At 61.6% G+C, this 13,819-nt stretch carries 12 protein-coding genes; all 12 read right to left on the bottom strand.

The genetic code is table 11. The annotated features are described in order from the left end of the window. Positions 1-41 precede the first annotated feature (41 nt). Entirely contained in the window at positions 42-2,300 is a 2,259-nt protein-coding gene (gene katG, locus ACZCWR_RS27910; protein ID WP_487304906.1) for a catalase/peroxidase HPI, read from the bottom strand. 345 nt (positions 2,301-2,645) lie between these two features. Further along, positions 2,646-3,179, bottom strand: a complete 534-nt coding sequence (gene fae, locus ACZCWR_RS27905; protein ID WP_487304905.1) for a formaldehyde-activating enzyme — start codon at positions 3,177-3,179, stop codon at positions 2,646-2,648. 34 nt (positions 3,180-3,213) lie between these two features. Further along, entirely contained in the window at positions 3,214-4,542 is a 1,329-nt protein-coding gene (locus ACZCWR_RS27900; RefSeq protein ID WP_487304904.1) for an LLM class flavin-dependent oxidoreductase, read from the bottom strand. A gap of 82 nt (positions 4,543-4,624) precedes the next feature. After that, the gene (locus ACZCWR_RS27895) at positions 4,625-5,545 is read right to left on the bottom strand and encodes a LysR substrate-binding domain-containing protein (RefSeq protein WP_487304903.1); all 921 of its coding nucleotides are present in this window, start codon (positions 5,543-5,545) and stop codon (positions 4,625-4,627) included. 19 nt (positions 5,546-5,564) lie between these two features. Then, a complete protein-coding gene (locus ACZCWR_RS27890) occupies positions 5,565-5,951 on the bottom strand; it encodes a cupin domain-containing protein (protein WP_487304902.1) in 387 nt (128 codons plus the stop codon). Then, on the bottom strand, positions 5,948-6,949 hold the full coding sequence (locus ACZCWR_RS27885) for a LysR substrate-binding domain-containing protein (protein ID WP_487304901.1): 1,002 nt from the start codon (positions 6,947-6,949) through the stop codon (positions 5,948-5,950). The genes ACZCWR_RS27890 and ACZCWR_RS27885 overlap by 4 nt, the downstream gene beginning before the upstream one ends. 61 nt (positions 6,950-7,010) lie before the next feature. After that, positions 7,011-7,775, bottom strand: a complete 765-nt coding sequence (locus tag ACZCWR_RS27880) for a pyrroline-5-carboxylate reductase (protein WP_487304900.1) — start codon at positions 7,773-7,775, stop codon at positions 7,011-7,013. Between the two features lie 23 nt (positions 7,776-7,798). After that, positions 7,799-9,292, bottom strand: coding sequence for an aldehyde dehydrogenase (locus ACZCWR_RS27875; protein WP_487304899.1), 1,494 nt, complete (start codon positions 9,290-9,292; stop codon positions 7,799-7,801). Positions 9,293-9,310: 18 nt separating this feature from the next. Next, positions 9,311-10,648, bottom strand: a complete 1,338-nt coding sequence (locus tag ACZCWR_RS27870) for an NAD(P)/FAD-dependent oxidoreductase (RefSeq protein ID WP_487304898.1) — start codon at positions 10,646-10,648, stop codon at positions 9,311-9,313. A 5-nt stretch (positions 10,649-10,653) separates the two neighbouring features. Beyond that, entirely contained in the window at positions 10,654-11,541 is an 888-nt protein-coding gene (locus ACZCWR_RS27865; RefSeq protein WP_487304897.1) for a dihydrodipicolinate synthase family protein, read from the bottom strand. A 54-nt stretch (positions 11,542-11,595) separates the two neighbouring features. Then, a complete protein-coding gene (gene glyA / locus ACZCWR_RS27860) occupies positions 11,596-12,891 on the bottom strand; it encodes a serine hydroxymethyltransferase (protein ID WP_487304896.1) in 1,296 nt (431 codons plus the stop codon). A gap of 39 nt (positions 12,892-12,930) precedes the next feature. Further along, complete coding sequence (locus ACZCWR_RS27855) at positions 12,931-13,797, bottom strand: glycine betaine ABC transporter substrate-binding protein (protein WP_487304895.1); 867 nt, start codon at positions 13,795-13,797, stop codon at positions 12,931-12,933. Positions 13,798-13,819: the final 22 nt, after the last annotated feature.

The following is a 13,819-nucleotide window of genomic DNA, read 5'->3' as shown; positions in this document are numbered from 1 at the left end:
CGGGGCCGCCTTTCGCCACAACACGTTTTTATCGATACACCTTACTTCTTCACATCGAACCGGTCGAGATTCATCACCTTGGTCCACGCTGCCACGAAGTCGCGCACGAACTTCTCCTGCGCGTCCCCGCTCGCATAAACCTCGGACACCGCGCGCAGCACCGAATGAGATCCCAGCACGAGATCCACGCGCGTGCCGGTCCACTTCTTCTGCCCGCTCTTTCGATCGACGCCTTCGAATGCATCGCGCGACGTGGCTTTCCACTCCACGTTGGTATCGAGCAGATTCACGAAGAAATCGTTCGTGAGCGTTTCCGGACGGCTGGTGAAGACGCCGTGCTTTTCCTTGTTCGACACATTGAGCGCCCGCAATCCGCCGATCAGCACCGTCATTTCCGGTGCGGTCAGCGTCAGCAGTTGCGCGCGGTCGATCAACAGATGTTCGGCCGGCACGCTGAAGTGCTCTTTCAGGAAATTGCGGAAACCATCGAAACGCGGTTCGAGCATGCTGACCGATTCGGTGTCCGTCTGATCCTGCGAGGCATCCATGCGGCCTGGGGTGAACGGCACGCTGACCTTGCTGCCCGCCTTCTCCGCCGCCTGCTCGATGGCCGCACCGCCCGCCAGCACGATCAGGTCCGCGAGCGACACCTTCTTGCCGCCGGACGCGCCGCCGTTAAAATCCTTCTGGATGTTTTCGAGCGCGCCGAGTACCTTCGAGAGCTTCTCCGGTTCGTTGGCCTGAAAGTCCTTTTGCGGCGCCAGACGGATGCGCGCGCCATTCGCGCCGCCGCGCTTGTCCGACCCGCGGAACGTCGATGCCGATGCCCACGCCGCCGCGACCAGATCCGCCACCGGCACGCCAGCCGCGAGAATCTTCTGCTTGAGCGCGGACACATCGCCGTCATCGATCAACGGATGATCGGCCGCCGGAATCGGGTCTTGCCAGATCAGTTCTTCGGCCGGCACTTCCGGGCCGAGATAACGCGCCTTCGGACCCATGTCGCGATGCGTCAGCTTGAACCACGCGCGGGCGAAGGCATCGGCGAACTGGTCGGGGTTCTCCCAGAAGCGCTTCGAAATCTTCTCGTACTCCGGATCGAAGCGCAGCGAAAGGTCGGTGGTCAGCATCGTCGGCTTTTGCTTTTTCGATGCATCGAACGCGTGTGGAATGGTATCGCCGCCATCCTTCGCGACCCATTGATTCGCGCCCGCCGGGCTCTTGGTCAGTTCCCATTCGTGGCCGAACAGGTTTTCCCAGAAGCCGCTACCCCATTGCGTCGGCGTGGCGGTCCACGTGACTTCCAGACCGCTCGTGATGGTGTCCGCGCCCTTGCCGCTGCCGTACTTGTTGTGCCAGCCGAGGCCCATGAGTTCGAGGTCGGCGGCTTCGGGTTCGGCGCCCACGTTGTCTGCCGGGCCCGCGCCGTGCGTCTTGCCGAAGGTGTGCCCACCGGCGATCAGCGCGACGGTTTCCTCATCGTTCATCGCCATGCGCGCGAAGGTCTCGCGGATGTCATGCGCCGCCGCGAGCGGATCGGGGTTGCCGTCCGGACCTTCCGGGTTGACGTAGATCAGGCCCATCTGCACCGCGCCGAGCGGGTTTTCCAGAATGCGGCCGCCATCGGTGCGGCTGGTTTCTTCGCCGTGCATGTCGGCATCCGCGACGAGCACGCCTTCGTCCTTTTCATCGCGCGGCGCGCCGCCCTTGCCGTAGCGCACATCGCCGCCCAGCCAGGTTTTTTCATTGCCCCAATAAACGTCGAGGTCCGGTTCCCACGTGTCTTCACGACCGCCTGCAAAACCGAAAGTCTTGAAGCCCATTGTTTCGAGCGCGACGTTGCCGGTCAGAATCAGCAGGTCGGCCCATGAAATCTTCTGCCCGTACTTTTGCTTGATCGGCCAGAGTAGACGACGCGCCTTGTCGAGACTGACATTGTCCGGCCAGCTATTGAGCGGCGCGAAACGTTGCTGGCCGCGTCCACCGCCTCCACGTCCGTCGCCGGTGCGATAGGTGCCCGCGCTGTGCCACGCCATGCGGATAAAGAGCGGGCCATAGTGACCGAAGTCTGCCGGCCACCATTCCTGCGAATCGGTCATGAGCGCCGCGAGATCTTTTTTCAGCGCGTTGTAATCGAGGCTCTTGAAGGCCTCGGCATAGTTGAAACCCGAATCGAGCGGATTCGATTTCGACGAGTGTTGCGCGAGCAGGTCGAGCCTTAGTGCCTGAGGCCACCAGTCGCGATTCGTCGTACCGCCGCCAGCGGTATGGTTGAACGGACACTTGGATTCGTTTGACATGCGTTCATCTCCTTGCGAGGACGTATCACTGCTTGTTGTACTGTCGCGTCGGACCTGCGCTGAAACGATGCACAAGCCGTTCGACACTGCGCGCCAAATCGATGTCTTGCTGCAACTGAAAATATACGTGAGCGCGACGGGGAGTTGAATGGGATTGTGGCAATGCAGGTGATAGTGCCTGTCTATGCTGCGCTGCGGGATGTGCGCTCGGTGATGCACTGCTCGTTGAGTCTAGCAGCGTATCGTGGAATCGGCATGACAGATGCGAACGGTCCGATGCGCCCGCACCAGACCGAAAAAGCAATTGTTTCGGTTCCCTAACGGAGATGAGCGATCATGAAACGCCTAGCTCCAGTCATCCATATCGTGCTTGATCTTGTGCCGGTTCGCGATCAACTCCTCCACGCTCGGCTCGTTGTTCATCGCGCGTGAAATGGCGAGCTTGGTAGCCTCATAGTTCGTGCGATACATATCCTTCTTGTCGAGGTTCGCGTCCGTCGCGCAGCGCGGGTCGATCCACACGAGACTGATGATGCACAACGCGTTGGCCTGTTCCTTCGGCAGAATGCCTTCGATCAAACAATCGACTACCGCATCTGCGGTAGCGGATTGCACCACACCGCCGAACAATTCGATATTCGCCATGTCCTTGAGCGTGACCTTCGGCACCATGATGGTCGCGGGCCGCACGAGTTGATTGCACGCGCGGATGGCGAACATCGCGGTGTGGCCTTTGGTCTGCGCCATCATGTTGGCGAACGCGTGGCCGACCGGGCCGTCCACGCGGCCAATCAGGATTTCGGGCATCGCGTCGGTGGCCTGGCCGGGCGCGGCGAACACGGTGGCTTCGCCTGCGCGAAAGGTCAGATCGAGGCTCATGAGGCATCTCCTTTATGGAAGGTTATGTGGACCATCAGGCAAACCGGTTCGACGGACGCGCAAGACCCAGCTTGTCGCGCAAGGTGCCATCACGATACGCCGTCTGCGCGACTCCGCGACGCTGAAGCTCCGGCACGACCTCGCGCACGAACTCGGCGCAATCGGTCGGCAACACGGGAAACATCAGCATGAAGCCATCGCAGATACCGGCGCGGAACCACGCTTCCATTTCATCGGCGATATCGTGCGCGGTGCCCGCCATCACATGCGCGCCACCCGCATTCGACAGCAGCCGCGCCACTTCGCGGATGGTCTTGTTCTGCGCCTTGAGCGCCTGCATGCGTTCGAGATTGGTGCGCTGGCCGTCGTAATGCGCGGCATCGGGAAGATCGGGCAAAGGACCATCGAGCTGCATGGCGGATACATCCACACCGCACCAGCTCGACACGAGGTCCACGCCCATGCGCTCCGGCACGAGACTTTCGAGGAACGCGCGCTTTTCCTGCGCTTCCGCCTTACTCTTGCCGATGACCGGATTCACGCCCGGCAGAATCTTCATGTCACCGGGCGCGCGGCCAAAGCGCTGCAAGCGCGCATCGATGTCCTTGCGATAGGCAAGCCCTTCGTCGATGCCACGGCATCGCGTGAAATGAAGATCGGCGTAACGCGAGGCGAGATCACGGCCATCGTCCGATGAACCCGCCTGCGCGATCACCGGATAACCCTGACGCGGACGCGGCACGTTCAGCGGCCCGCGCACCTTGAAATGCGCGCCATCATGTCCGAGGCGATGAATCTTCGCCGGATCGGCAAAGCGCCCGCTATTCTTGTCGATGAGCACCGCGCCGTCTTCCCAGCTATCCCACAACGCTTCGACCACATCGAGATATTCCGCTGCACGCTCGTAGCGAAAGCGATGTTCGAGATTCGCGTCGCGCCCGAAGTTCATCGCTTCCTCGTCCATGCCCGAGGTCACGACATTCCATCCCGCGCGGCCATGACTCAAATGATCGAGCGATGCGAACATCCGCGCGACGTTATACGGCTCGCTATACGATGCGGACACCGTGCCGATCAGCCCGATATCGCGCGTGACCGCCGACAGCGCGGCAAGCAACGTGAGCGGTTCGAGCCGCGCGTTCGCGTAGTGCTCGACATTGCTCGCGTAAGAGTCCCACATGGCAACGTGATCGGCGATGAACAACGCATCCATGAACGCGGATTCGCCGAGCATCGCCAGTTGCCGGAAGTAGTCGAGGCCGAATATTTCGCTCGTGGGCGCATCCGGATGACGCCACGCCATGCGGTGATCGCCCTGCGGATTGAAAACGAAAGCCCCGAGGATCATGTGTTCGCGATTCATGAAAGCGCGCGCTCCTGTTCGTGGACGTCGATACAGGTCGGGATTCTAGAAGCATTTGCGGGATCGCACAGGAGCGCGCGTTTCACGGCGCGCGCACGTCCTCGCGCAACCACTGGATCAGTGCGTCGATGGCAGGCGTCATCGTGCGTCCATGCGGCACGATGACGTAATACGAATCGGGCGATTTGTACGTGCCGAACGGAAGCCGCACCAATTCGCCCTGAGCGATCAAATCCTGCACCAGCCGTCCCCAGCCGAGCGCGATGCCCTGACCGAAGCGCGCGGCCTCGATCGCATCGGTATAAAGGCTGCAACGAAACACGTAGTTCAGACGCACGGGCCGCACGCCGACCGCGGGCAGCCACGCTTCCCAGCCGGTCCAGCCTTCGTAGGTCGAATCGGAATCGATCAGCGCGGCATGCGCCATGTCTTCGAGCGATGAAGGCGTGCCGAACGCATCGAGCCATTTGGGTGAGCAGACGGGGAACACTTCTTCGTCGAACAGCAGCGTGGACGTGCCATCGGGCCAGCGGCCATTGCCGAAGCGCACCGCCACGTCTATTTCCTTGTGACGCAAATCGGCCGTGAACATCTGCGTGGAAAGATGCAGGCGGATATCCGGCAACGCCTGCCTGAGCGACGCAAGACGCGGCATCAGCCGGAAATGCGAAAACGCGGACGTGGCCGCGAGCACGAGTTCCTGCTGATCGGGACCGCTCGCCAGCCGATCGAACACGCCTGCGATCTTCTGCATGGATTCCGCGACGACGAGATACAACGCCTCGCCTTCCTCCGTCAGTTCGATCGAGCGATGCAGCCGCCGAAAGAGCCTGCATTCCAGCGTATCTTCGAGCACCTTCACCTGACGGCTGACCGCCGCCTGCGTCACGCCGAGTTCGTGCGCCGCGAGCGTGAAGCTGGCGAGCCGCGCGACGGCTTCGAACTCGACGAGCGCGGTGAGCGAGGGAATGAGCCGCCGATAACCTTTGGGAGATGCTTTCATCGATGGATATACGCGTTCGCTATCCCGCGACCACTGAAGCCGCCCGCCCTTCCACGACGAGCACCGTGCAGCCGTGTTCCGAATACGTGCTGTGACACGAGCCCGCAGGATAGGCCACGGTCTGGCCGGGCAGGAAGTGCGCGCCGTCGTCATCGGTGAAGATGCCTTCGAGGACCATGATGAGTTCGGTCGCGTCATGCCGATGAAGAATGGATCGCGCGCCGGGCGCGAGGCGCATCCAATAGCTGTGCCATGCGCCGCTTTGGTCGTCGGCGACGGGTATCCACGAAAAGCCGGGAAGCGCGGTATCGCCGATCAACATGGGCCGCCAGTCGCGTTCGTCGATGCTGTACCAGCGCCTGCCATTCTTCACGTCGAGGCCAGCCAAGGAAACCGAATCGTTCATTGCACCACCTTCGCCTGTTCCGCAGGCCAGCCCTGCATCATGGTTGCGATCTCCGCTTCGAGCCATTGCCTGAACTGCTGATATTCGGGCCGCGCCTTCGCATTGCGATGCGTGATCAGATAGTGATGACGGTCGTGAAACACGAGCGCATCGCTGACGGGCCGCACGAGCTTCTTCTGTTCCACCTGACGATGCACGAGATGATGCCAGCCCAGCAGCGTGCCCTCGCCCGCCTCGGCCTGCGCCACCAGCAAGCGATAGTCGTTACTCTCCAGATGTTCGTTCTGATCGAGCCGGTCCGAGCCATCGCCCTGCTGAAAATAATTCTTCCACACACGCCAGTCCACATGCTCGCACACTTGCGAGCGCCCGAGCAGCGACAAGCTCAACGTGGGCCGCGCCAGCAGATCGAGCGGCTTGAGCGAGCGCGCATGAAAGTGCCGCTCATGAAATTGCGGACTGCACACCGGATACACGATGTCATGAAACAGCGGCTCCACTTCGTATTCCATCTCACGCGGCGGGTTCTTCGTGATGATGATGTCCGGCTGCATCAACTCATCGAGTTCCATGAAATGCTCGGTGACCATCACATGCAAGCGAATCTCCGGAAAGCGCTCGCGAAACGCAGATAAACGCGATGAAAGCCACAACGCCGAGAACGTATGCGAGATGCACACGGTCAGCGCGTGCCGGTCCACGCGCCGCACCGCTTGCGCCGCCTCCGCGATATTCATGATCGACAGATACGACGCGTTATAGAGAATGCGGCCCGCATCCGTCAGCGCAATATGACGGCCGGTGCGCTCGAACAAGGACACCTCGAGCGCGTCTTCCAGTTCCTTGATCTGACGGCTCACCGCCGCCTGCGTCACGCACAGCACTTCCGCCGCCTGCGTGAAACTCTCGTAACGCGCCGCCGTGACGAAGCAGCGCAGCGCGCGCAAGGAAGGCATCTGCGCCAGAAGCCGGTCTGCGAACTGCTGTTTTTTCTGCATGGGCTTTACCTTGGCCGGCGCGCTCGTTCATGGTTCATGGTTCATGGTTCATCGTCGTACGCTACCCCGCGATCCGCTGCATGATGCGGTCGAGCGCTTCCGAATAATGCGCGAAGGTGCCGCGCCCGCTCAACTCGGCATGAAGCTGTTCGTTGATGCCGCCCGTCGTGCTGGATTCCTTCACCATCTGCGCGAAGGGCTGCGTGCCGTGGGCGGCATCGTGCGTCAGTCCTTCATGATAGCCGGACAAAAACGCGCGGGCGGCATCGTAGGAAAGGCCTTGTTTGACGAGCCATGACGCCTGTTCTTCCAGCAGCGCGTAGAAGCTCGCCATGGTCGCGGTGATGGCGGACAACGCATCGAATTCGCGTTCGCCCGATACTTCCACCGCGCGCCCGAGCGCCGCGAAAATCGTTCCCGCGATGTCATCGGGCGGGCATAGCGCCGTCGTGCCCTTGCCTTCAGCTACCGCAGGCAACGGCACCGCGCGCACGATCGTCTTCACATCGCCCACGAGTTCACGCACCCGCGCGATGGAAATGCCCGCCATCAAACTGATGACGTGATGCCGCTTATCGAACCTTAAAGCGCCGAGCACGTCATGCGCAATCTGCGGCACGACCGCGAGAAACACCACGTCCGACGCGTCCAGCACGTCCTGATTGCTCGCGCTCACTTCGATGCGCGCATCCAGCGCCGCCAGCCGCGCCGCAATCTCCGCATTGCGCGGCGACAGCGCAATATGCGCGAAGTCCACGTCGAACTTCGTCATGCCGGTGACGATGGCCCGCGTGATCGAACCCGTGCCGATGAATCCAATGCGCATGATGCTCCTCTTGATGATGATGTTCAGTCGAGCTTGAGCCAGGTGGTCTTCAGCTCGCAATATTGATCGTGTGCATACACCGACTTGTCGCGCCCGCCGAAACCGGATTGCCCGAAGCCGCCGAACGGCGTGGTGGCATCGCCTTCGCCGAAACAGTTCACCGTCACCGTGCCCGCCCGGATGCGCGCCGCAATCTTGTGCGCGCGATTCACGTTGTCCGTCCACAGCGATGCCGCGAGCCCATAGCACGTATCGTTAGCAATCCGCACGGCTTCATCGATATCCGCATATTCGATGAAGCACAGCACCGGTCCGAACACTTCCTCGCGCGCGATGCTCATCTCCGGCGTGACGTCATCGAAAATAGTTGGTTGGACGAACCAGCCGCCTGTTTCCGTAAGCGTCGCCGCGCCGCCGTGCGCGAGCCGCGCGCCTTCGGCTTTCGCGCGTTCGATATGGTCCAGCACCTTGCGGTAATGCGCTTCCTCGATCAGCGCGCCGAGTTTCACGTCCGGGTCCAGCGGATCGCCCGTTTTCCAGCCTTCGAGCACGCCACGCACCTTGTCGAGCAAGGCGGCCTTATGGCTCGAATGAACCAGAATACGCGATCCCGCGCTACAGTTCTCGCCCATGTTCCAGAACGCGGCGGCGACGGCCTGTTCGGCCACGGCATCGAGATTCACCACATCGGGCAACACGACTTGCGGGTTCTTGCCGCCGCATTCGAGCACCACGCGCTTGAGGTTCGTATCGGCGGAATAGCGCAGGAAGCGCTTGCCGGTTTCCGTCGATCCGGTGAACGCGACGAGATCGACATCGTGATGCAGGCCAAGCGCCTGACCCGCGCTTTCGCCGAAGCCCGTGACCACGCTCAACACGCCCGGCGGCACGCCCGCTTCCAACGCGAGATCAGCAATGCGCAGCGTGGAAAGCGATGTCTGCTCGGCAGGCTTCACGATCACGCTGTTACCCACCGAGAGCGCCGGACCGATCTTCCACGCCAGCATGAGCGCCGGAAAATTCCACGGCAACACCGCGCCCACCACTCCAATCGGCTCGCGCGTAATCATGCTCACCACATTCGCGCCCGATGGCGAAAGCGCGTCGTAACGCTTATCCGTCATTTCCGCATGCCAGCGAATGCAGGACGCGGTTTCGGGAATGTCCAGCCCCATGCATTCGCCGATTGGCTTGCCCGCTTCCAGCGCTTCGAGCAGCGCGAGTTCTTCCGCGTTGTCATCGATGAGTTGCGCCAGCCGTTGGAGCACCGCCTTGCGATGCGCGGGCGCGGCCTTCGACCACACGCCGGATTCGAACGCCTCACGCGCGGCGATCACGGCGCGGTCCACGTCGGTGGCATCGCAACGGGCGATATCGGCAAGCACTTTGCCCGTCGAGGGATTGAGCGTGTCGAACGTTTCATTCGATGCCGCGTTGCAGCGCGCGCCCGCGATCAATGCGCGGCCATCGAGTTTCAATGCTTGCGCGCGGTCCGTCCAGTCTTTAAGCGTGGTCATGTGAATGTCCTCGAAGATTCAAAGCTCGGCGCCCGCCGAGAATTCCTTGACCCAGATCGCCGCCGATACCGCGACGTCCGCGATGGGCCGCATCGGCAACGTGCGCGGATGCGGCTGATGCAGCAGTTGATCGATCAGGGGATTGCCTTTTCCTTTGCCCAACGCGTGTTCCGCGATCAGCTTGCCCGCCGCCGAACCGCGGCTCAGGCCCAGTCCGTTGCAGCCGACCGCTTCGAACACGCCGTCCGCGCGTTGTCCGAAAAGCGCGCCGTTGTTCGCGGAAAGACACAACGCGCCGCCCCATGTGTAGTCGAGCGAAACATGTCCGAACATGGGAAAGCGCCGTTCGAACGAACGTTGATGCAGGTGCTTCGCCTTCGCCAGATCGCCTTCGGACACTGCAAGATTGGGCCGGAACGCGAAGTGATTGCGCACGCAGATGCGGTTCGTCGACAAGCGGCGCACGGTGGTGCCCATGGGATCGGCTGGGATCAGCGCCCAGGAATCATGACCACCGAGCGCGGCGATTTCGTCGGCGTTCATCACGCGTGACATCGACGCAAACGTGTACACCGGTAGCAAGCCGTTCGGATGCCCGCCGAAGGTCGCTGCATACGCGTTCGTACACAACACGACGCGTTTCGCCACGATGCGGCCTTGCTCGAAGTCGAGCGTGGTCGTGTCGCCGCGCGTGTCAATCGCTTTCACGGCGCTGAGTTCGAACACGCTGACGTTGGCCGGTTGCGTCGCGGCGAGTCCGCGCATGAGCGCTGCGGGCTGCACCGTGCTGCAACCGGGCGTGAACAGTGCGCTGCGATAGAAACGCGTGCCGGTTATATCGGCGATGGCGTTTTCATCGAGCCATCGGCACGGTTCGTCGATACGCTGAAGGCCTTCCGCAAAGTGCTTCAGTGCCGCGTGTCCCTTCTTGTTCACCGATGCGTGAAACTTGCCGTCATCGCGCCAGTCGCAATCGATGCCATGCTGCTTCACAACATCACGCACATAGTCGATGCCGTGGCGTTGCAGACGCACATCGGCCTGATCGGCCTCGACGCTGCGCGAATAGCTTTCGCTGCTGATGTCATGCGGCAGATCGACGAAGAAGCCCGAATTGCGCCCCGCCGTCGACCGCCCGATACGATCGGCCTCGATCAGCGCGATCGACGCATCCGGCGCGAGTTCCGCCAGCCGCCGCGCCGCGCACAGACCGGTAATGCCGCCGCCGACCACCACCCAGTCGAAGCGCTGCTCGCCGGTAAGACAGCGCGCATCGGGCGGGGCAGGCAGGCTTTCCCACCAGCCGTTCACGCCGTCAGGCGCGGGAAACCGCAAGAACTCCAGTCTCGAGGCCATGCACGTTATCGCGCGTCACGCAGCAGGGGTTGAACGAGCTTCGCGAATGCGTTGCGCTCTTGTTCATCGAGTGTGCCGAGCGGCGCGCGTGCGTGACCGACTTTGGTGCCCGCGAGTTCGCAACCGTAACGCACGTACTGAATGAATTTGCCGCTGCGTTCGAGCAGTTCGAGTACGGGAAGAAGCTGCGTCATCAACTGGCGGCCTTTCACGAAATCGCCTTGTTTCACGCAGGTATCGAGCAATTCCGTATGCGCTTCCGGCAGGAAGTTCGATGCACCCGCCACCCAGCTTTTCACGCCCCACACGAAGAATTCGAGCGCCTGATCGTCCATGCCGCAACTCAGCGTGAAGCGTGCCGGAAGATGCGTCGCCAGATGATGCAGATGCGCGATATCGCCCGTGCTCTCCTTCATCGCCGCGAAGTTGGGACGTTCGAGCAGCTTGTCGAGCACGGCATCGCCGATGGCGGTGCCGGTACGCGCCGGGAAGTTGTAGAGCATGACGGGCATGTCGAGCGCGTCGTCCACGGTCAGCAGATGGTGAAGCAATTCATCTTGCGTTGGCTGCACGTAGTACGGTGCGGCAATCAACAGCGCGTTCAGGCCCGCGCGCTTCGCTTCACGGCCTAGCCGCAATACTTCATGCGTAGTCGTCGCGTTGATGCCTGCCGTGAGATACGTTTTGCCGCCCGCCGCCTGCGCGACGGTATCGAACGACTTCACGCGCTCGTCGAAACTGAGCGCGTAATACTCGCCCGTCGTGCCGCCCACGCCCAGACCCGCAACGCGGCTCGCGAGATTGGCCGCGTGCTTGCCGAGCATGTCGTGATCGATTTCGCCATCGCTCTTGAACGGCGTGACGAGCGGGGTATGTACGCCTTCGAAACTCATGATGAGCCCTCTTTCTCTGATGTGATCGAGTGTGTTTGTCTGAATCTTCGCGCGTTATGCAATTGCTTCGGAATGCGCATAAATGGGAAACTGACCGCACAGATCGCGTACGCGGGCGCGGACCGATCGTTCGATTTGTTCATCGCCCGCCGGTTCTTTTTCGAGTGCGGAAAGCACGTCGAGAATCATCTCGCCCACTTGTTCGAACTGCTCGATGCCAAAACCGCGCGTGGTGCCCGCAGGCGTGCCCAGACGAATTCCGGAGGTGACCATCGGGTTTTGCGTGTCGAACGGAATGCCGTTCTTGTTGCAGGTGATGCCCGCGCGTTCGAGCGCTTTCTCGGCTTGCGTTCCGGTGAGACCTTTGCCGCGTAGATCGACCAGCAGCAAATGATTGTCGGTGCCACCGGTGACAAGACTCAGCCCGCCACGCTGCAACACGTTGCCCAACGCCTGCGCGTTCTGCAGCACGCGGCCGATATACGCATTGAACTCAGGCCGCAACGCTTCGCCGAACGCCACCGCCTTGCCCGCGATCACATGCATCAACGGGCCGCCTTGCAAGCCGGGAAATACCGCCGAGTTGATCTTCCTGGCGATGTCGCCATCGTTGGTCAGAATAAACCCGCCGCGCGGACCACGCAGCGTCTTGTGCGTGGTGGAAGTCACGACATCCGCATGACGCACGGGGTTTTCATGACGCCCCGCCGCGACGATGCCCGCGATATGCGCCATGTCTACCATCAACAACGCGCCCACGCTGTCCGCGATCTCGCGAAACGCCGCAAAATCCAGCGCACGCGGATAAGCCGAATATCCCGCGATAATGAGCTTCGGCCGATGCTCCTCCGCCATGCGCCGCACCTGCGCATAATCGATGCGCAAGGTCTCGCGGTCCACGCCGTACTGCACCGCGTTGAACCACTTGCCGGACAGCGCCGGACGCGCGCCATGCGTGAGATGACCGCCCGCATCGAGCGACATGCCCATCACCGTATCGCCTGGTTTCACGAGCGCCAGCATGACCGCGCCGTTGGCCTGCGCGCCCGAATGCGGCTGCACGTTGGCGAATTCCGCATCGAACAGGGACTTCACGCGATCCAGAGCCAGCGATTCCACACGGTCCACGTGTTCGCATCCGCCGTAATAGCGTTTCGACGGATAGCCTTCCGCGTACTTGTTCGTCAGCACCGTGCCTTGTGCCTCCATCACGGCGGCGGACACGATATTCTCCGACGCGATGAGTTCGATCTGCGTCTGCTGACGCCGCAATTCAAGAGCGATTTCCGATGCGATCACGGGATCGCGGCTTTGCAGCGTCTCGGCGAAGAAGCGCGCGTTGTCGTTCACGAGGGTGACTCCGTATTGGGCTTGCGGGTATCGATATGCTTACTGTTCCAGCCAGGCCTTGACCTTCTCCGGATGCGCATCGACGAACTTCTTTGCAGCGGTCGCGTAATCGTTCGTGCTGTTGCCTTCGAACTCTATGGCTTCCACATCCGCGAGCGTCAGCTTGAAGTGCTTGAAGAAGACATCGGCGCGCGGGAACTTGCCAGCGAACTGTTTCGAGGCGAACGCGTGAATCTGTTCTTCGCCGCCGAGCGTTCCTTTGGGATCCTTCAGATAGCGCATCTGCCATTTCTGGAACAGCCAGTGCGGGCTCCACACCGTTGCCACGATCCACTGCTTCGATTGATACGCGCGTTGTACCGCCGCGAGCATGCCCGCCTCGCTCGCGGATTGCAGCTTGTAGCCGTTGAGGTCATACGCCTTGATCGTTTTCTCCGATGCCTGCATCAAACCGCCGCCCGGCTCGATACCTTGAATCACGCCGTTGAGCTTGCTCTGCACGTCGGGTTTGGAAAGATCCGCAATCGACGACAGTTCCGATTCGGGCACATAGGCAGGCACCGCCCAGCCGTTCTTGCCACCCGTGTAGATGATGCCGACATCATCCAGATCGTTCTTGTAGCGCGCGACATACATGCCGTGCGTGACCGGCAGCCAGCCGCCGACCATGATGTCCAGATCGCCGCGCGCGACGCCCTGATACTGAATGCCGATGTCCGCCTGCACGAAGTTCACCGGCTGCTTGAGTTGCGTTTCCAGCACGACCTTCGCGACATTGGCCACAGCAAGCACATCCGCCCAGTTGGTGACGGCGATCTTGATCGGCTCGGCGGCGATGGCGGGCGCGGCACTCACGCCGAACGCGATGAGGCACGAAAGCAATCGCGCGATGAATCTGGTATTCATTTAGAACTCCCTATACATGTGG

It is taken from the genome of Caballeronia sp. A2-2, from assembly GCF_057612605.2.
Note: the sequence above shows the minus strand (reverse complement) of the source record. Positions and strands in the feature narration are given on the sequence as shown.